The sequence below is a fragment of the Streptomyces sp. NBC_01775 genome (assembly GCF_035917675.1).
Taxonomy (GTDB): domain Bacteria; phylum Actinomycetota; class Actinomycetes; order Streptomycetales; family Streptomycetaceae; genus Streptomyces.
Window position 1 is genome coordinate 6,161,760 of sequence record NZ_CP109104.1, and the last position, 18,666, is coordinate 6,180,425.

Here is an 18,666-nt window from a genome sequence, read left to right on the forward strand (position 1 = left end):
CTCTGACTGTCAGCTGACTTTTTCGAGTGAAGCTAGGCTTTCGCTCACCTGACTGTCAATGGCGAAGGCAGCTCCGTACGATGGGGGGATGGAGTGGCTTGAGGCGAGCACGGAGAACTGCCCCGTCCAGCGAACGCTCGACGTGATCGGGGAGAAATGGACGTTGCTGATCCTGCGTGACGCTGTCAACGGGGTCCGCCGCTTCGACGACTTCCACTGCCACATCGGCCTGTCGGAAGCCGTCCTCAGCGACCGCCTCCGCAAGCTGACTTCGGCCGGCATCCTGAAGACCGTCCCCTACCGGGAGCCGGGCAGCCGCTCCCGCAACGAATACCGCCTGACCCGCAAGGGCTGGGACCTGTGGCCCGTTCTGATGGCGCTGACCCAGTGGGGCGAGGCATACACCCTCGGCTCCGAGGGTCCTGTACTGGATGTCCGCCACACCGAATGCGACGCCCCGGTCCGCGTCGTCGTCGAGTGCTCCACGGAACACTTCACCCTCACTCCCCGTGACGTCACCGCCCGGCTGGGAACAGGCGCCCGCCTCCGGTCGTGAGCCGTCGACCCCGCAGTCGCGGGCCGGACAGTGGTGAGACTTCAGCTGAGTGCTGCGTACTCAGCCGCTCTCAGATCCTCCGGCCGCGCGGGACCGGGCATGGTCCGGGTCGGGTCGCCACCGGCCCCGGCGGTCATGCCGGCCGAGGGCGGCGGTCCGGGGCGCTGCGCTTGTCGGCGCGTGCCTCGCGCAACGCGGACTTGTTGATCCGGTTCGACGGCACTTGACCGTTGGCCAGGGTCAGGTTGTCGGAAAGGAGGTAATGGGCGCTGGACGAGTCAGGCGCAGGGCGGTGTGGGAGGCAGGAGCAGGAGCGATGCAGTCGTAGCTGAACGCACCTGGAACAGCGGCAGGAGGGCCGGCTGGTGATTGGCCGCGATGTCGACGGGGAGGCTCGCCGGCTGGACTGAGACCTTGGCGTCGGCCGCTCGCAGCACGGTGAGTACGTCCTCGACGGCTGTGGCGACATCGCTGTCGAACGGACGCGACGGATCCTCGGCCCGGACGGCGACCCGAGTGCCGGCGAGCTTGGTCGCGTGCGGCGGTGCGCGCGCGAAGCTGAAGCCGCCGTCGTGGTCGGCAGTCCCGGCCGTCGTCTGCCGGCCCAGGACGAGATCGCGGGCGTCGCGGACCTGCGCGCCACCGCAGACCGTGCCGACGTCCGTCCACCGTCCCGATCCGGCAGGCGCGCGGATCTTGCAACTGCCGCGCCCGTACCGCTCGGTCAGACCTTCGTCTTCTCCCGGACCCACGCGCCGATCTGTGCGATGGCGGCGTCGACCTCCGGAATTCGGCCGGCACCGTAGACGTACGAGTGCTGGCCTCCGGGGACCACGACGGTCGCCGTGTCGATTCCGGCGTCCTTGACGCGGGCGGCGAACTCCTCGTCCTCGCCGGCCAGGACCTCGTACGTTCCCCAGGAGACGAGGGTGGGGGGCAGACCGCTCAGGTCCGCCCGGTTCAGATTGATCCTTTTGTCCGTGAACTCGATGCCCGTGCCGCCGATCCAGGACTCCCGGAAGAACTCCAGCAGACCTTTGCTGAGTATCTTGTCCGTCTCGGCGTTGGCCGCCATGGTCTCGTTGGCGATCTCCAGGTCGCACCAGGGTGAGATCGACACGATGGCACCGGGCAGCGGCTGCTTCTTGTCGCGGAGGCGAAGCGCCAGGGCGACAGCGATGAACCCGCCGATCGAGTGGCCGATCGTGATGATGTGTCCCGGCTCATACCCTTCGGACAGCAGCCAGTTGAAGGCCGCCTCCGCGTCGTCCACCTGCGCCGGGTACTTGTGTTCCGGTGCTCGCCGGAAGTCCAGGACCAGCACGGGGGTCCCTGCGGCCTTGGCGATATGGCCGGCGAGCTTTCGGTCGACGAACGCCGACGACAGAACGGAGCCCCCTGCGTGACCGTGCAGGAGGACGTGGTCGGTGTTGGCGTCGACGGGTTCGCACCAGATTCCCAGTACGCCACCCGCCTCCACCTCCCGATAGGTGACGCCTTCCGGCTCCCGGGCCGTGAGATGGACGCCCTCCGACACGATGCGCATCGCATCCAACTCGGACTCGGGAATCGCCAGTCCGGCCATAAAGTCCGCGAATTCGCTCGCTTCCGGGCTCAGTTCAACTGCAGCGTGATCAGACACGTGGCACCTCCAAGGGGCCATTTGGGCATACCGGCCCGCCAGGACCGGTATCGCCGGGGTTTGTCAGGCGGTGTGGGTGGGGTAGTCGGTGTAGCCGGCCTCGCCGCCGCCGTAGAAGGTGGCGGGGTCCGGGGTGTTCAGCGGTGCGCCGGTGCGTACGCGCTCGACGAGGTCGGGGTTGGCGAGGGCCATCACACCGACGGTGACGATGTCGGCCAGGCCGTCTTCGATGTCCTTCGCGCGGGTGGCGATGTCGGTGCCGGCCCGGTTGAGAACCAAGGTGTTCGGCCACAGCTGGCGGAGGGTGTGCAGGAGTTCGTCGTCGCCGCCGTGGCCGAGGTGCAGGTAGGCGAGGTCGAGCGGGGCGAGGGCGCGCACGAGTGCCGGGTACAGCTCGTGGGTGTCGCTCTCCGCGATGTCGTTGAACGGGTTGCCGGGAGAGATCCGGAAGCCGGTGCGGCCGGCGCCGATCTCCTCGGCCACGGCGGTGGCGACCTCGACGGCGAAACGGATGCGGTTGTCGATGGAGCCGCCGTACTGGTCGGTGCGCTGGTTGGTGTTGGTGGCGAGGAACTGGTGCACGAGGTAGCCGTTGGCTCCGTGGATCTCGACGCCGTCGGCGCCGGCCGCGATGCCGGCCGCCGCGGCGCGCCGGAAGTCCTCGACCGTCGCGGCGACCTCCTCGGTGGCCAGCTCGCGCGGTACCGGCATCTCCAGAGGGCCGGACGGGGTGAACATGGTGCCCGCCGGCTGGACCGGGGAGGGGGCGACCGGCTGCCGGTGGTGGGGGGTGTTGTCGGGGTGGGACATCCGTCCGGCGTGCATGAGCTGGATGACGATGCGTCCGTCGACGCCGTGCACGGCGTCGGTGACCTTGCGCCACCCCGCGATGTGCTCCTCGGAGTAGATGCCGGGGGTGAGCAGGTAGCCCTGGCCGTCGGCGTTGGGCTGGGTGCCCTCGGTGATGATGAGGGCGTGCGAGGCGCGTTGGGCGTAGTACTCGGCGTTCAGCTCGGTGGGTATGCCTTCCGGGGTGGACCGGTCCCGCGTCATGGGAGCCATCGCAAGCCGGTGCGACAGGGAGATCTTCCCGGCGACGATCGGGTTCCACAGGGCATTGAGCATGGGGGATTCCTCAGGTTATGGGTGGCGGATCGCTAAGAGGCGGGGTGGTCACCGTGTGGGCGTGGCCGGCCGGGTGGGGATCCGTCGCCGTCCTGCTTTCTGAGCCCGATGACCACCTGTCATGAGCTGGGCCGGACAGAACGTCATCGACACGCAAATAATATTACGACTGTAATTCTATGCGGTGCGGCTGCCGAGGGCAAGCAGGGCACTCGCCACCGAGGGTGAGGGTGGGAGGGTGTAGCGCGCCCACGCTGCCGGGGTAGGGCGAAGCGCACTTCGGGCCTGTCGCGAGAGAATGCGGGGGCGGGCGGTCGGTGGGGGCGCCGGCTCCCTGGTGGTCAGGCCGAGCAGCGGCAGGTCGTCGTCGGCCGATGGCGGCGGTGGTCAAAGGTGGCGATGGCTGGGCCTCGTCGGCGCAGTGATCGGCGTGGTGAGGTGACCGGCGCGAAGCTGAAGCCGCGGTACGCCCGTCGCCCGGCACGATTGCTTCGCCTGTCGCGCCTGGTAAGGCGACCTTGGTGCGATTGCCGCGGGTGGGGCATGGGGCACCGGCGCACCGGCGGCGGCTGTGAGCGGGAGAGCGGTCCCAGGCGCAGGGCGAAGCGGCCCGCTCCGTAAACGCGTACGCGGCGGATCTCGGCGGACGGGAGTAGGTCGACGGTGTCCTGGGCGATGAGCGCCGGCGCCCCTGTGGAGTGGTCGGCGAGGGGCATGGTGACGGCCGGCGCTATGAGCCTCGCCGACGAGGGTGCTTCAGGTGCCGGCTCTGTGCCTGCCCTCGCTGATGAAGCCGGACGCTCGCCCGTCGTCCTTGCTGCAGAGGTGGCAACTGCCGACGAGGCGGCCGACCGGCACCGCTGTCGACTCTTTGGATTACGTTCGCAATACCATTAGACTGGGTGAAGTTGGTCAAGGGCAACCGGTCCTTCCGGCCGGCGAAGGAGCGTGTGCTGTGGTGCGGTATGGAAAAGAGCACAAGCGGGAGACGAGGCGGCGGATCATCGAGACGGCGGGCCGCCGGTTCAAGCAGGACGGTATCGACGGCTCCGGGGTCTCGACGCTCATGAAGGACGCGGGGCTCACCAACGGGGCCTTCTACGCTCACTTCGAATCCAAAGACGACCTCGTCACCACGGCAATCGCCGACCAGCTGAAGGCGCAGGCCGAGAACGTCGTCGCGCGGGCTGCGCCTGGCCGTGCCGGACTCGAGCAGATTGTGCGCGGGTACCTGTCACCCCAGCACCGCGACAGCCTTGGCGACGGCTGCCCCAACGCGGCTCTGCTCGACGAGATCGGGCGCTGCACCGACACCACCAGGCAGGCGTACACCGACGGCGTGCGGATCCTGATCGACGGCATAGCCGCCCGCATGGCGCCCGAGGCCCCGTCCTCCGCACATGTGAAGGCGCTCAGCCTCCTCGGCCTGATGGCCGGGACACTGCAGCTTTCCCGCGCCTTGACCGACAGCCAACTCGCCAACGACCTCCTTGTTCAGGGGATCGACAACGCCCTCGCCCTGCTGGACGCCGGACAGCGTGTCTGACGCACCACATCCCAGGTGCTGTAACCGGGAAGGTTCGCCGGGTTGGCCGGCGGTGGGGCCGGACTGTTGGCCGGGCCGGCCGGTGGGGAGCCTGTAGCGCCGGCCTTCCTGCCACCCGAAGGGGGCGTCGGTCAGCTTGGAGCGAGGCTCCGGTAAGCAGGCATTCGAGCGCCCATTTGTCGGCCGGGGGGGACCACGAGAATGCGTCGGCCGTCCCGGCCGGCGCCCAGTTCGTGCGGGAAGCCGCTGGTGGCTTCGATGACCTGGCGGTAGCTCTGGCCGCCGGGGAAAGGATCGTCGATGTGCTTCGCACGCTCGGCGCCAGGAATGCGACGGGCAGCTATTGAGCTCGCCGTAGTTGCGCTTCGTGCAGTCGCGGGTCCTGGTGGATGGCGACCGAAGTGGAAGTGGAGCAGCACCTTGTTGGGGTCGACGCACTTGGTGATGCGCCATAGGGCGGGCACGCCGTCCGAGTCCACCTCGGCGTGGGTGACGTCCTCCGGCTCGGTGGTGGCGGCTCGTTGGTGCGTGTCGGTGATGTCGCGGATGACGGCCAGGTCGACGCCCGCTCTGGACATCTTGGGGCCTGTGCTTTCGAGGAACTGCGGGAACTGCTGAGCCTGCGGAATGATTCCCACGGTGGTGCGCTCTTTCAGGTCAGTGCGGGTGGTGCGCACTCGGGTGGATGTGCCGGCAGCGGGCCAGGTCAGCCGGCCATGCGGTTGTTCTTGCGGATCTGCTTGTCGAACGCTCCGGCGGGGGCGAGGCGGCGCGCCGTGGTGACGCGTGAGGCCAGCGGGCCGGCGGTGTAGCGCAGCTTCGGCTTCTTGTCGGTGGCCGCGGTGACGATCACTTTGGCGACGACGGCGGGGTCGTCGCCGTCCTTCATCGCATCCGCCATCACCTCGTCGAAGACGCGCCGTCGCTCCGCGTAAAGAGGCAGCGGGGTGTCGGGCTGTGCGGCGTTGGTGTCGAAGCTGGTCTTGGTGTAGGCGGGCTGGACGAGGAGGACCCGGACGCCGTGCTCGCGGACCTCGTGGTCCAGCGACTCGGAGTAGCCCTCGATCGCGTGCTTCGACGCTACGTAGAGGGCCATGAAGGGCTGGGGGGCGACCCCGAGGACGGACGAGATGTTGATGACGCGTCCGCCACCCTGGGCGCGCATGTGCGGTAGGACGGCCTTCGTCATACGGATGACACCGAGGACGTTGACGTTCAGGACGCTCTGGGCCTGGGCGACGGAGTTCTCCTCGACGGCGCCCGCCGAGCCGATGCCCGCGTTGTTGACCAGGACGTCGATGCGTCCGAACCGGTCGATCACCTCTCCCACCGCGGCGGTGGCCGAGTCGTCATTGGCCACGTCGAGATCGAGGTACGTCGCACCGGCGGGCGGGGTGAGTCCGGAGGTCTTGCGGCCGGTCCCGATCACCTCGAAACCCGCCGCGACGAAGGCGCGGGCTGTCTCCTTGCCGATCCCCGACGAGGCACCTGTCACGAGTGCCACCGGCCGAATTGTCGTCATCGTAAACTCCCAGATTTATATTACGACCGTATATCTTATGGTCGTACGACCATACGGTGGCTGTCGGTCGATGGCAAGTGGTTGCATCCATGCTTCATGGTGGAGGGGCGGCCTGCCGGCCTGCCGGGCGTCCAGGGCGGCAACTGCCCCGGCGGAGACACCGCACGATCCGTGAGCACGGCCTCGACGGGGACGTCGAGGACAGTGAGCGGTTCTTCGCTACCGAGTACCGGCTCAATGCCCGGATCGCCGAGTATCCGACCGGTGTCGCTCATTGACGGTCTGAGCTTGGGCTGTGACTCGACGAACTCGCCAAATTCCGCGTCATCAGCTGCCCGTCCACCGGGAACACGGTGCTGGCGGAACCCGCAGGCCCGTCCCTCGGTCACCGCCGAGCGCTCCCTACGCTGAGCCAGGAGGCGCGAACGAGTGCTGATCGGGGGCCGATTGCCCGCTCGCGGCACCTCCCGATGTCCGACTGGGCTCCACGGCCCTTGAGCAGGAGACCAGCCATGTTCTGGGTGCCCTTGTGGGACTCGAACCTGTGGCTGCCCACCAACATCCAGGACCTGGGTGAGGGAGTGCGGTGTGACCTGCGGCTTCTCCTCAGTCTGGATGGGAGTCCGCCGACTCGGCTCTTCCTTGCTTCCCCTGGGGGAGTACGACCACGAACGCCGCTGACAGCCGAAATGCGGCGCTGACCTGCGGCGATGCCCAGGCAGCACTGGCCGCAGGTTGGTGCCCCCAACTTGTCACAAAGCGAAAAACGAGATCCTTGTCGAGGCCCCGCCGCTTAACCTCCTCCCTGCGCACGCGAAGGTCCGCAGGGAGGGCTACCGGTTGTCCAGCAAACCTGGGCTGGAAGCTCCGGGGTTGTAGTCGTGGTCCGCTTCAACGTTTGGTGCCCGCCGTAGCATTGGCGGGACGGTCCGTCGAACATGCAGGTCAGTCAGCCGGGGTCGGCCCGATCGGGTCGACCCCGGCTGCCGTTCCGGTTGCTGGGCTCCCCGCTGGATCGGCTGAGACCTCGTCACCAGTCGTCATCGCTGGTGGTCGCTCCCCTGCTGGATGGTTGCTGGTCCGGCATGCCCGTCCGTCTGCTGAATCCGGCGGGATCCAGCAGTCGCCTGTGGCGGCGACAGCCTCCCGAGCTGCTCGCGCATGGGGTCGAGCGGAAGAAACCTTCACCCGTGCGGACAGCCGACCCCCGAGCACCCCCTCCGGGGCAAGGGCAGGCCCTTACGTGCGGGGACGACCTCGACCACCAAGATCCCCAAGGTCGCCCCGACACGCAGATCCTGCACGCGCGGGGACGACCACCATGCGTTCTCACTGGGCTTCGGGGATTGAGGAAGATCCCCGCACGCGCGGGGACGACGCCGCAGTTCATCGGGGCCAGCCGTCGGGCGGCGGAAGACCCCCGCACGCGCGGGGACGACGGTGAGCTGCTCGGCGCCGTCCCAGTAGGAGCAGGAAGACCCCCGCACGCGCGGGGACGACAGAGAGTCCAGCGCCCGGCCGAGCACTCGGGTCGGAAGACCCCCGCACGCGCGGGGACGACTCGCCCGGCACCTCACGGGGCTCCCAGCGCACCGGAAGACCCCCGCACGCGCGGGGACGACGCCGCCCCGGACGCCCCGCAGAGAGGAGCCCGGGGAAGACCCCCGCACGCGCGGGGACGACATTCTTCCTCCCCCTCCTCGGGCTCCACACCGAGGAAGACACCCGCACGTGCGGGGACGACGCCCGCCGGGCCGCCGAACACGGCAAACTCGTCGGAAGACCCCCGCACGCGCGGGGACGACCTGCCCCTCTACCTGGACCTGGCGGTGATGCGGGGAAGACCCCCGCACGCGCGGGGACGACGTACCCGGGACCGGCCCGGCCGGACTGCCGGACGGAAGACCCCCGCACGCGCGGGGACGACGCCTGACCAAGCCGCGCCCCCTCCCCGCCTGGAGGAAGACCCCCGCACGCGCGGGGACGACGGGCGTGCGCCTACGGCTTCCGCGACTCGGTCCGGAAGACCCCCGCACGCGCGGGGACGACATGCCCCGTCTGTCACCGGACGGGGCATCAACGGGAAGACCCCCGCACGCGCGGGGACGACAAGGAGCACGTGCTGGTCGTCGGCGCCTCCCAGGGAAGACCCCCGCACGCGCGGGGACGACGGAGGGAGTGCCGTCCGTTTGAGCGCCGATAGCGGAAGACCCCCGCACGCGCGGGGACGACACTTGTTGACCTGGTGTGTTATCGGCGGGGGCGGGCAATCAGCATGAGTCCTTCGTAGTCGATGGGGTACCAGCGGTCGCGGCCGGCGGTGCGGGTGGACCAGTGTTGTTCGTTGTCGGCGGGTTCGATCATGACGGCTTGGCCGTCGCCGATGCGGTCGGCGAGGGTGGTCCAGAGGCGGTCGCGGATGCGGGAGTTGGGGTTGCCGACGAAGACTCCGGCGGCTACTTCGATCATCCAGCGGGTGAGGTGGCCGCGGAGGCCCTCGGGTGCGGCGATGAGGACGACGACGGTCATGGCGTTGGTCCGGTGGCGGCTGGTGGGTCGAACTCGGGGCCGACGACCGCGAGATAGTTGTCAGCGTCGAAGATCCCGTCGTCCCAGTTGGTGCCCCCGCTGACGGTGTTGTTGCCGTCGTCCCAGAGGGCGTTGGTGTCCCGGTCGATCAGGTCGGGGGAGTCCGGCATCAGTAGGTCACCGATGTCACTGACGATGCGGGGAAGCAGCTGGGTTTGGGTCACGGCGTCGCGCAGTGTCAGGCGGGCGTCGCGTTCTTCGGTGCGGCCGTCGGCGGCGAGGTCGAAGGCGAGGGGGATGGTGTAGTCGGCCTTGTAGAGGTCGGCGATGTCCAGGACGAAGGAGAGCGCGCTGCCGGTGTGGACGAAGCCGAGGGCGGGGCTGGCGCCGATGCCGGTGATGACCGCGTGGCAGATGCCGTACAGGGCGGAGTTGGCGGCGGACAGCAGGCGGTTGACGTCGTCTCCTGCGGCGTGGGCGTCGCCGGGTCGGTATTCGCGTTTTGTCCAGGGGACGCCGGTGCGCTGGGAGTGGTGTTTGTACAGGCGGCGTACGCGGGCGCCTTCACGGCCTCTGAGCTGTTGCATGGTCAGCTTGTCGGTGGCTTCGCCGGGGAAGCGGAGGGCGTACATGCGGCGGGCTACGTCGAGACGCTGGGTTGGGCGGGTAACGAGGTAGGCCTGGCGGAGGACGAGGCGGGAGCCGCGCGAGGGGCCGAGGCCGGAGGCGTAGAGGCGTACGCCGTGTTCGCCGACCCAGCACAGGGCGGTGCCGGAGTCGGCCAGGAGGGTGGTGGCGGCGTGGGTGATGCGGGTGCCGGGGCCGAGTAGGAGGACCGCTAGGTAGGCGGCGGGGACTCGGACGGTGCGTTCCTTGTTGACCAGGACGACGGCGTTCTCGTCGCGGTCCACGTGGCAGCGTTCGGCGTAGAGGCTGGAGATGCGGTCCTCCAGCCGGTGGAGGTCCTGGGCTCCGACTCGCCACCAGGGTTCAGCCACGGGGTGCCTCCTGTGGGAGAGGCGCCAGGGTGAGCAGGCCGCAGCCGTACGCCTTCGAGGGGCCGATTCCGGCCAGCAGCGCGGCTCTGAGCGCCTCGGGGTCCTCGACGCGGAGGCGGCCCTGGAAGGTGGCGGTGGTCAGGGTGATCTGCGGGCCGTTCTTCTTCTTGCGGAAGCGGTGGCTGTCGCGCTTGATGAGGGCGGCGTCCGGGGCCGGTTCGCTCTTCTCGCACAGGGTGAGGCCGGGCGCGGGGGCGGTGGTGGTGCGGACGGCGGGGATGGTGAAGCCTGCTCGTTCGCACCGGGCGAGGAACCATGCGAACTGAGCTGACGCCGTGCGGTGGCCCACCCGGAAGCCTCTGGTTCGGGTGCCGGGCTCAGTCTCCTTGAGCCGGGCTTCCTGCTCGGGTGTGAGCTTGTCGGGGCGCTTGGTGTTCTGGACGGGGTTGGCGGCGAGCCGGAAGGCGTATTCCTGTCCGGCGGCGAGGCGGTCGAGCAGTGGTGTGTAGTCGCCTACGAGGAAGTGGTCTCCCTCGGCTCCGGGCCATCCGGCTTGCTCGACGAGGTGGGTCCAGTCGGGGCGGGTGTGTTCGGAGAGGACGAGCAGGTGCGGGCGGCGAGGGGTATCGGTCTCCAGGCGCCACAGCACCCGCTCGTCCACTGCCTGGTTGGGGAAGGCCGCTTGTACGGCGCCGTGGAGCTGGTAAGGGGTTCGCAGCAGCCTGATGGCGGAGGCGCGCTGCGGGTTGATGCGGATTTTGGACAGGTAGGGCATGGGTCACCAGCCGAGAAGAGCGAACGGGTCGTGTCCGGCATGCAGACCGGTCCGTGAGGAGTCGGTGCGTGCTTCCAGGCCGGTCGGGGCGGTCACGGTGAGGCGACGGATTCGCCGCTCGGTCAGGCCGCGGCGTTCCTGTACGAAGGAGAGGGGAACGTCGCAGACGGAGTCGTTCCCGTGCTCGGGGTCCTCGACGGTGGCCATGAGGTCGATGTGTTCGGGGTGTGCGGCCTTGCGGGCGTGCGTGACGTGGGCCGTCTTGCCGGCCTGCCATGTTGTCGAGCGCAGCACCCCCTCCAGGCCGTCCGGGCTTTCGGCCAGGCCGAGGGAGAGGGGACGGCTCGGAGGGCATGAGCGGCGGCCCAGCGCCAGGGGGAAGACTGGAGCGCGCAGTGCGCCGTCCAGCTGCTTCAGCAGGGCTGCGGGTCCCTGGAGGGCGGCGAGAAACACGGCGTCCTGCAGGTAGAAGCGCTGGGTGACTTGCGTGTACTTGGCCGGGGTGGTCGGCTTCTGCTCGCCCTTCTTGGACACCTGTGCCGACAACAGCGGTCTTCCCCGGTGGTCGGACGCGGTGTGGTAGTCGCGCAGTACGGTTCCGGGCTGGTCCGCTCTCACCCCCAGCCGCAGGGCGGTGAGGTCGTCGATCGGTTCCTGGCGGTGTCGGCCGAGGGCGGCGGCCAGCAGGCCGACGACTCCGGACTTTGTCGGCTCCTGTGCGGTCTCCCTGCGGTTGAACTCGCTGCCGGTGCCCCAGGACTGCAGCGGTCCGGCGAGCTGCAGGACAAGGACTGATGTGGTGCTCATGCCGCGTTCTCCCGCAGCCCGGCCAGCACCGCTTTCTCCACTTGGTCGGTGAGCTGGGGGAAGGAGATGCTCGCGCCGAAGACGTCGGTCAGTTTCTCTCCCGTCCCCTCGCTGTGGGGGGAGTAGCAGGCGTAGAGCTTGTCCGGGACGCTGCCCCAGACCTCGCTGACCGTTTTGGCCTCGGCGGCGAGCGCGAGAGCGGACTCGTCGGCCAGGCCCCTGGAGCCGAAGACGGGCCGTTCGAAGGCGGCGACGAGGTTGACGGGCTGATCGGTGCGCAGCGCGGCGACCACGACGAAGGGCAGCGTGCGGTGTGCGAAGGAGTTCTGGTGCCCGGTCGGCATGGATTTCACGAACGCTTCGGTGAAGCTCCGTGTCGCCTGCGCTGCGGGTTCTGCCGCGGATGCGCCTCCACCGAGATTGTCGCGGAGCTGCGGCAGACTCAGGGTGGAGTAGCGGTAGAGGGTGGCGGAGTTGAACTCGATCGTGCCGATCATCCCGGCGCCGGTCTCCTCCCGCTCGTTCTGGTCGTCCACGGCGGTGTAGTAGTCGAACTCCGTCTCCACAGCGTGGGTTGAGAGGGCGTGCGCGACCTGCACGGCGGCGTCCACGTTCAGCCCGGCGCGGTCGGCGACCATACGGCCGAAGAGTGCGACCTCCGCCGGGTGCGCGCGCATCAGCTCCGCGTCGATGTCCAGCCCGGCCAGCTCCTCCTTGAGCGCCTTGTCTTCCAGCGCCAGTAGCTCCTGGGCGCGCCCGCGCAGCAGGTTGGCGATGGCGTCGAGCTGGCGGTGGCCGAAGAAGAGGAGGTAAGAGGTCTCCGTGCTCTTCCGCTGCGACATGGTGATACCCAATGGCTCCAGCAAGCCGGTGGCGAGGCGTGCCGCGGCCTCGGGGGCGAGCTGCTCCTGGTCCTCCAGCCGTTCGGCCAGCATGGCGGCGATTCTCTTGGTCCGCGTCGCGCGGTCGGCTTCGGGGACTGCTGCGGCGTAGGTGGTGCGGGCGGCGCGCTTCCATGCCTGTGAGGAGACACGGGCGCGCCGCGCGCCTCCGTAGAGAGCGTGCTTGGGGGTTCCGGCGTCGTCGCGGTTGATGTTGGACGGCGGGACGGTCTGGAGGACGTGCAGGTCGAGGTAGAGGTTGCTCGTCACGGGTGCTCCGTAGTGGTGGTGGTCATGGTGGAAGGAGAGGGGCGGGAGGTTGGCGACGCCGGCGGCCCTACGCCTTGGGACCGGGCTGCGGTTCCGCGTCAGAGCCGGGTTTTGGACCGCCGCGCCAGACGAAGTAGTCGCTGCCCCACCGTGCGCGGGTGCGGGAGCGTGCTTCCGGGTAGCGCCACTTCTCGATGTCGGTGCGGAGCTGGGTGTAGTCCAGGGGGAGCGCGGAGGGACGCAGCAGGTTGATCAGGCCGCGCAGGTGCGCGACGAGTTCGTTCGGACTCGTTGAGGTGGCGATCTGGTTCATACGGCGGTCCACGGCTTCGACGCTGAACCTGCCCGAGTCGCGCACGCCTCGCGCAGCCGTGCCCAGTCCCGCTCCCGCGCGGTGCATGGTCTCGGGCCGCGACTGCTGGTGCACCGCGAAGAGGGTGAGTGCCGCGTGTTCGGCCTCGATGCGGGGCTGGGTGTGCACCGGCCTGTCGGGGGAGACGATCGACTCGTAGAACGGCCACATCTCCGGTACGTCACCGACTTGGCGCCCCAGTCCTCTGCGGAGTGCTGCCAGGTCTCGCCCGGCGTACTGGTTCTTGGAGTCGAAGGCGGTCCAGTACCAGGGGCCGCGGTGGATACGGATCTCGCTGGCCGTGCTCATCAGGACGGTTCCTCGCCTTCTGCGTCGTCGTCCCCGTAGGTGTCGTGGCCGTCGTCCATACGGGCGTCCGCCGCGCGGTAGAGGATGTCCCTGAGCCGCTTGCGGAAGATCCGTTCGGCGTCGGCGGCACGGTATGTCTTGCTCTCTCCGGCCTTGCGGCCCGCGAAGGTTGTGGGGGAGGCGCTGGCCAGCACGGAGCGCGCCGTGTCCCAGGCGAGGCGGTGGAGGATCTCCTCCCACGCCCCCATGCCCGCCTCGATGCGGTCCTCGTCGTCGGCGTCCTTCTGCATGCCCAGCAGGAGCCGCCGCATCGGCAGGTCCACAGCCTGGAGGAACGTCATGCCCGGGCGCTGCCCTTTGTCCCAGGGCAGCGGTTCGGCACCCTGCGCGCGGCGCAGGTCGGCCGAGAGACCGTTCAGCGCCCGCGTCACCCCCTCGGCCTGCTCGGCCGCCTCCAGCACCAGATGCCTGACGCGGGAGTCGGAGACGAGGGCTGCGGTGGGCACGGGGAGCCGGTCGCCCGCGGCGTCCTCCACCACGGCGGACATGTTGCCGTACTCCAGCCCACAGGTGAGGACCTGGAGGGGATACGCCTCGGGCAGGCAGCCCTCGCTTTGCAGGTCACCCACCTGTTGCAGCAGCTCGCTCGTCCGAGGCCCGTCGCCGTCCTCCTCCCGCCCGAGCGCGAGGAGCGCGGCCAGGCCGCGCCAGGCGTGCTCGCCCGGCCGGTGGCGTCGCGGCTTCATCGGCGTCTCGCCCTTCTTGGGCTTCGCGCTGTAGTTCCAGGCGGTGTGGGGTTCGCAAGCCGGTTCTGGCCGTGCCGCCAGGCGGTCGCCGGCACACACCACGACGCGCCTGACACGGACCCCGTCAGCGGTGTCCTCCGGCACGAGCCGGATGCGGCGCGACTGCCACGTCAGCGTGTCCAGCGGTCCGGCGGCCGGCCGCTTGCGCCAGGACGAGGTGTGGGGCTCGGGCGACTGCCACTGTGGATAGTCCTCGCGTCCCACGCCCGCCGCGTTCCCGGCCGCCTTTGCGTCCCAGGAGACGAGGGTGTTGAGCAACAGGGTCTCGTACAGCGTGCGTCCTTCGGGAAGGATCACTCCCAACTGCCCAAGCGGCCCGGTCGGGTTACCGGTCGTCTTGCCCTTTTTGGCCTGCTCGTCGTCCTTCGCCCCGGTCTTGATGGCGGCAGTGTCCCAGCACTGCGCGTGCAGCAGCCACAGGGCCGCGTCCTCAGGCGTCATCTCGTAGGCGTGCGCCTCCGTGAAGGACGTGAACATCGGCACGTTGTTTCCGGTCGCTACAGACGGCACGAGCAGGGAGACGGGCTTGGTCTCGCCTGCCGACGTCTCCAGCCCGGCGACCTGCGCGAACGGGCGCTCCGGGGAGAAGAGATCGAAGCTCGACCGCCACGTGTCCAAGTAGAGGTCCAGCAGCTGTCCCTGCTGCGCGTCCAGCCCTCCGCGTTCGAACCGGTCACGCCACTCCGCACGGGAGGACGGCTGTCCCAGGGCGGAGAACCAGACGGGCAGCAGAACGTGCCGCATGACCGCCGACAGCAACGTCGGCGGCTCGATCGCGAGGCCGCGCAACTCCCCGGCCCGGGTGAGCGCAACGCGCAGAGAGACCCGCTCCCGCCCGCCCCCTTTCCACTGCGCCGGGAGCCAGGCGTCGTCCACCAAGTTGACCAACAGAAAGACCTCCCCCTTGAGGCATCACCCGAATTCCGCAAGACGATAGTCATCTGAGTGCGGATACCGATGAAAAATGATGAAACAGCTTGTTCGTAGCTAGGTATGACTCGTGCGGGAACGTCCTTGTTCGTCTTCGACCGTGAGCCCCAACAGGTCGTCGTAGCCGATCACGTAGCCAGCCAGGCGCGCGCAGCCGTCTTCCTCCAGCACCAGAGCCTTCACGTAACGGAGCCCCTGGACATAGCCCCACCCGTCCAGAGGACGCAGCTCCTTGTCCACCGCCTCGCCGAGCCCCGGCTTCACGGGCAGGCGCACCGTGCCGCCCAGGGCGGCGTCAGACGTTGTCTCGTGCTCGGATGCCTCGCCGTGGACCCCCAGCCATGTGCCGTCCAGCGCGTGGAATCCCCGTCGACTGCGCCGGACGAGGACGACCTCGCCCGCCATCTCCCCGTCCCGCACCACTGCCTCGCGCAACTCTTCGTCGGTCGCGGCTCCGATGCCAGCGTGGTGCAGTCCTTCGAGAGTCGGCTTGGCCCATTGGCCCCGCTGGCACAGCAGATATTTCTCGGCCTTCGCCGTACGTGCGTCCTGGTCCCCGTTCCACCGGTCGCCGGCGCGCTCTTCCGCACTCCGCCAGGAGGGCGGGCACAGCGGCTGCTGGTCGTAGACCTCCGCGACGAGCTCGGGCACCCGTTCAGGGATCGACCATGCCCCGTGATTTCTCTCCCCCCTCCCGGAGTCCGCGTCCAGCCGGGGCGGCCCCGCCTCGCGGGTGATGAGGGAGGCGGTGCGCAGCAGCCGGTAGGCGCCGTAGATGCGCTCGGACGCGCCGAGGAAGCAGGGGACATCCCTGTCCCCGGGGGCCGGATTTCCGGCGATTCCGGTGACCAGAACAGTCGGTGTCCGAAGATGGGCCGGTCGGCGGGTACGTGCGTGTCGGTGGAGCCGGCCGATCCGCTGGAGGAGCAGGTCGATCGGGGCGAGGTCCGTGACCAGGAGGTCGGCGTCCACGTCGAAGGACTGCTCCGCCAGCTGCGTGGCGACGATGATCATGCGGTGTGGCCGCGCGTCTCCTGCGTTGGGCCCCAGCGCGTTCAGGCAGCGCTGTGTCCTCTCGGCCCGGTGTGCCGCGCACAGCCTGCCGTGCAGCAGGATGACCTCGCCGGGGAAGTGGTCCGCCAGCTTCTCGTAGACCTGTTGGGCGCGCTCTACCTGGTTCAGAACCACCAGGGCCACCCCGCCCTCTGCCACTTCGGCACGCACCCGCTCGGCAACCGCTCCACCTTCCCGGGTGACGTCCGGCAGCCATTGCAGCGCTACTGGCACCGTCTTACGCCACGGCTCGGTGCTCTCGCACCGGTACCCCGGTGTCCCGTCCTCTCGGCCGAAGACGGCCGTCACGGACGGATAGCCTGCCGGCTCCGGCATCTCCGAGACATCCACGCCCACACGCCCGAGCGAACCTTCCAGATAGGCACGGGCCAGCATGCGCCGCTGGGCGGGGGGCAGTGTGGCCGACAACATCACCACCGGGACGCGCGCCTGGCCCAGCCAGCGCAGCGCCTCCGTCAGGAACTGCCGCATATAGACGTCTGCGGCGTGCACCTCGTCCAGGACCACGACCTTGCCCGCCAGCCCCGCGAAGCGCAGCATGACGTGCTTGGTACGCGTCGCAGCGAACAGCAACTGGTCGATCGTGCCGACGACGAACGGACTCAGCAACCCGCGCTTGCGCTCCAGGAACCACTCGCTCGGCCCAGAGCCCCCGGAGCAGCACAGGTCAGCATCGGCCGTATTGCCGCCCGCACCGATGCCGTACTCGTCGAGCCCGAACTCGTCCTCGCCCACGGAGCCGTACCACTCCTCGGGGTTCCCCTCCGCGGGCCTCCACACCTCACGCCACGTCGGATTGAACGCCCTCTTGCCATGCAGCAGCGCGACATGATCCTCAAGGCCCGGCGAGATGCCCTTCACCCATCCGCGGACCACCTCGTACATGGGATCGCACGTCGCCTGAGTCGGCATCCCCAGAAACATGCCGTCCGCCCCGAACCGGGCGGCCAGCACCTCCACCGCCGCGAGCATGGCCTTCGTCTTGCCCTCACCCATCGGCCCCTCGACGAACAGCAGACCGGGAGCCGGAACGGCCCTCGCCATCTCCACCAACTGCAGCTGCGAGGCGCGGCCCCCCTCCCCGAAGCGCTGCCGCACCAGATCCTCGGCCATGGGCACCGGAAGCCGGGACCAGCCGCCGCGCAGCTTCAGCGCCCGCCACGCCTTCTCCGCCCGTTGCCGCGCCCGCTCCAGGCTCACGTCATCCAGCCGCTCCAGACCCTGAAACCGGCCCTCGCTGGTATCGCTCGCGATCCAGTCGGCCATCACGACCAGCCCCGACAGGCACAACTGCTCCGCCCGCGAGGGCACCACCACCGGCCGCACAGAGCGAAGACCCCTGTACCCCAGACATCGGGTCAACACCTCGAGAACGTTCCGCTGCGCCGCGCGCCAGTCCTTGCCCACTCCATGAAGCTGATCGACGCCTGCGCCGGGCCGATACACGGAGACGGGCGGCACGTTCCCGTGATGGCCCGCGACCAGAGGCCACACCCACGCGACGGCCTCGGTCGGCCACTCGTCCTTCAACACGTCGCGGACGACTCGCCCGCCAGCCTTGTCATGCCTCCACCTGCGCCGACGCGTACGAACCACGGCATCAGGCCACCCAAGCCCGGCAGCACGGACACGCCGTTGTCCAGCGTCATCGACCGCCTGAAACGCAGGAGTTGCCTTTCCCACGTCATGAATCCCGCACAGCCACATGAAGAACCTCCGGCCGTCGCCGCCCGAGACCCGGTCCAACATGCCCCGCACACTCGGCGCGAGGTACTCCACCCACATCAACTCAGCCACCGCAGCCGTATCCAGCTGATGACTAAGCAGCAGATTCGCCTGCCCACCCCCATAGGCCGCCGACTTTCCCTGCAGCGCATCGAGCTGTCGCACACAGGAATCGCCCAGCCCCAAGCGCGCTGCGACCTCAGCCGCCGAATCCGACGCGGCATACTCTGAAGTCGCAACCTCCGCAGGTTCCACACCCATACTCGGAGCCTGGCACAGGGCACTGACATCGGGGACCAAAGGCGCTCATCACGCGAGGACTTGCCAACAACCGCCAACCGCCACTGAACGAAAACAGCAGGAGATCCATACGAAGCAGCAGGTCAAGAAGTCTCGGCCCCGCACGCGCGGGGATCTTCCCTTGATGAGCAGTCCCTTTGCCCTGGCCGAGAACTCGGCCCCGCACGCGCGGGGATCTTCCTCCCGCCCACTTGCGCACATGGCCCCACCAGTCCTCGGCCCCGCACGCGCGGGGATCTTCCGCGGGCGCGGCTTGGTCAGGCTGACCTTCGCGGCTCGGCCCCGCACGCGCGGGGATCTTCCGGTGTTCACGGAGGGACGCAGTCCATCTGCCGTCTCGGCCCCGCACGCGCGGGGATCTTCCGCGGCCCGGCTTGCCCTGGGCAAGGGTGTTGAGCTCGGCCCCGCACGCGCGGGGATCTTCCCAAGGTGGACCCCAGCCGGTGTCCCCGCAGAGGCTCGGCCCCGCACGCGCGGGGATCTTCCCCCTGCGCTACCTCAAGGCCGGACGCGCCCCGA

15 protein-coding genes and 2 CRISPR repeat arrays (1 of these 17 cut by a window edge) are annotated in these 18,666 nt (G+C 69.1%); of the genes, 2 read left to right on the forward strand and 13 right to left on the reverse strand.

The window, feature by feature from the left end; translation table 11 throughout:
* The first annotated feature begins 88 nt into the window (after positions 1–88).
* Complete coding sequence (locus OHB04_RS27485; protein ID WP_326690321.1) at positions 89–556, forward strand: winged helix-turn-helix transcriptional regulator; 468 nt, start codon at positions 89–91, stop codon at positions 554–556.
* 278 nt (positions 557–834) lie between these two features.
* Here OHB04_RS27485 and OHB04_RS27490 read toward each other — a convergent pair whose 3' ends face one another.
* The 3 genes from OHB04_RS27490 to OHB04_RS27500 form a co-directional block, all read right to left on the reverse strand.
* Positions 835–1,308, reverse strand: coding sequence for a hypothetical protein (locus OHB04_RS27490; protein WP_326690322.1), 474 nt, complete (start codon positions 1,306–1,308; stop codon positions 835–837).
* Positions 1,281–2,198 carry an alpha/beta hydrolase gene (locus tag OHB04_RS27495; protein WP_326808525.1) on the reverse strand — a complete coding sequence of 306 codons (918 nt, stop codon included), beginning with the start codon at positions 2,196–2,198 and terminating at the stop codon, positions 1,281–1,283. The genes OHB04_RS27490 and OHB04_RS27495 overlap by 28 nt, the downstream gene beginning before the upstream one ends.
* A 63-nt stretch (positions 2,199–2,261) precedes the next feature.
* Positions 2,262–3,323, reverse strand: coding sequence for an alkene reductase (locus OHB04_RS27500; RefSeq protein ID WP_326690324.1), 1,062 nt, complete (start codon positions 3,321–3,323; stop codon positions 2,262–2,264).
* 955 nt (positions 3,324–4,278) lie between these two features.
* On the opposite strand from OHB04_RS27500, the gene OHB04_RS27505 reads away from it, so the two are divergent.
* Positions 4,279–4,869 carry a TetR/AcrR family transcriptional regulator gene (locus tag OHB04_RS27505; RefSeq protein WP_326692937.1) on the forward strand — a complete coding sequence of 197 codons (591 nt, stop codon included), beginning with the start codon at positions 4,279–4,281 and terminating at the stop codon, positions 4,867–4,869.
* 131 nt (positions 4,870–5,000) lie between these two features.
* Here the strand turns inward: OHB04_RS27505 and OHB04_RS27510 are convergent, their stop codons facing one another.
* The 10 genes from OHB04_RS27510 to cas3 form a co-directional block, all read right to left on the reverse strand.
* Complete coding sequence (locus OHB04_RS27510; protein WP_326690325.1) at positions 5,001–5,546, reverse strand: hypothetical protein; 546 nt, start codon at positions 5,544–5,546, stop codon at positions 5,001–5,003.
* A 29-nt stretch (positions 5,547–5,575) separates the two neighbouring features.
* Complete coding sequence (locus OHB04_RS27515; RefSeq protein ID WP_326690326.1) at positions 5,576–6,391, reverse strand: oxidoreductase; 816 nt, start codon at positions 6,389–6,391, stop codon at positions 5,576–5,578.
* Between the two features lie 1,350 nt (positions 6,392–7,741).
* Positions 7,742–8,623: a CRISPR direct-repeat array (repeat unit 28 nt; unit sequence GGAAGACCCCCGCACGCGCGGGGACGAC).
* 18 nt (positions 8,624–8,641) lie between these two features.
* Entirely contained in the window at positions 8,642–8,920 is a 279-nt protein-coding gene (cas2e, locus tag OHB04_RS27520; RefSeq protein WP_326690327.1) for a type I-E CRISPR-associated endoribonuclease Cas2e, read from the reverse strand.
* Positions 8,917–9,918, reverse strand: a complete 1,002-nt coding sequence (gene cas1e, locus OHB04_RS27525; protein WP_326690328.1) for a type I-E CRISPR-associated endonuclease Cas1e — start codon at positions 9,916–9,918, stop codon at positions 8,917–8,919. Before cas1e ends, cas2e begins: the two co-directional genes overlap by 4 nt.
* Positions 9,911–10,693 (reverse strand): type I-E CRISPR-associated protein Cas6/Cse3/CasE, encoded by a 783-nt coding sequence (gene cas6e, locus OHB04_RS27530; protein WP_326690329.1) that lies wholly within the window; start codon positions 10,691–10,693, stop codon positions 9,911–9,913. Before cas6e ends, cas1e begins: the two co-directional genes overlap by 8 nt.
* Positions 10,694–10,696: 3 nt before the next feature.
* A complete protein-coding gene (gene cas5e / locus OHB04_RS27535; RefSeq protein ID WP_326690330.1) occupies positions 10,697–11,500 on the reverse strand; it encodes a type I-E CRISPR-associated protein Cas5/CasD in 804 nt (267 codons plus the stop codon).
* Entirely contained in the window at positions 11,497–12,651 is a 1,155-nt protein-coding gene (cas7e, locus tag OHB04_RS27540) for a type I-E CRISPR-associated protein Cas7/Cse4/CasC (protein ID WP_326690331.1), read from the reverse strand. The genes cas5e and cas7e overlap by 4 nt, the downstream gene beginning before the upstream one ends.
* Before the next feature lie 67 nt (positions 12,652–12,718).
* On the reverse strand, positions 12,719–13,312 hold the full coding sequence (gene casB, locus OHB04_RS27545) for a type I-E CRISPR-associated protein Cse2/CasB (RefSeq protein ID WP_326690332.1): 594 nt from the start codon (positions 13,310–13,312) through the stop codon (positions 12,719–12,721).
* Positions 13,312–15,006: a type I-E CRISPR-associated protein Cse1/CasA gene (casA, locus tag OHB04_RS27550; RefSeq protein ID WP_326690333.1), complete on the reverse strand. Its 1,695-nt coding sequence runs from the start codon at positions 15,004–15,006 to the stop codon at positions 13,312–13,314. The genes casB and casA overlap by 1 nt, the downstream gene beginning before the upstream one ends.
* 99 nt (positions 15,007–15,105) lie before the next feature.
* Entirely contained in the window at positions 15,106–18,108 is a 3,003-nt protein-coding gene (cas3, locus tag OHB04_RS27555; RefSeq protein ID WP_442814962.1) for a CRISPR-associated helicase Cas3', read from the reverse strand.
* Between the two features lie 131 nt (positions 18,109–18,239).
* Positions 18,240–18,666: direct repeats of the CRISPR family, unit length 28 nt; unit sequence CTCGGCCCCGCACGCGCGGGGATCTTCC (it continues 89 nt past the right edge of the window).

Bases quoted from the DNA above. Each gene is read 5' to 3' on its own strand.
- OHB04_RS27485 (WP_326690321.1), top strand. From the start codon at position 89: ATGGAGTGGCTTGAGGCGAGCACGGAGAACTGCCCCGTCCAGCGAACG.
- OHB04_RS27500 (WP_326690324.1), bottom strand. From the start codon at position 3,323: ATGCTCAATGCCCTGTGGAACCCGATCGTCGCCGGGAAGATCTCCCTG.
- OHB04_RS27515 (WP_326690326.1), bottom strand. From the start codon at position 6,391: ATGACGACAATTCGGCCGGTGGCACTCGTGACAGGTGCCTCGTCGGGG.
- cas2e (WP_326690327.1), bottom strand. From the start codon at position 8,920: ATGACCGTCGTCGTCCTCATCGCCGCACCCGAGGGCCTCCGCGGCCAC.
- cas6e (WP_326690329.1), bottom strand. From the start codon at position 10,693: ATGCCCTACCTGTCCAAAATCCGCATCAACCCGCAGCGCGCCTCCGCC.
- cas5e (WP_326690330.1), bottom strand. From the start codon at position 11,500: ATGAGCACCACATCAGTCCTTGTCCTGCAGCTCGCCGGACCGCTGCAG.
- casB (WP_326690332.1), bottom strand. From the start codon at position 13,312: ATGAGCACGGCCAGCGAGATCCGTATCCACCGCGGCCCCTGGTACTGG.
- cas3 (WP_442814962.1), bottom strand. From the start codon at position 18,108: ATGGGTGTGGAACCTGCGGAGGTTGCGACTTCAGAGTATGCCGCGTCG.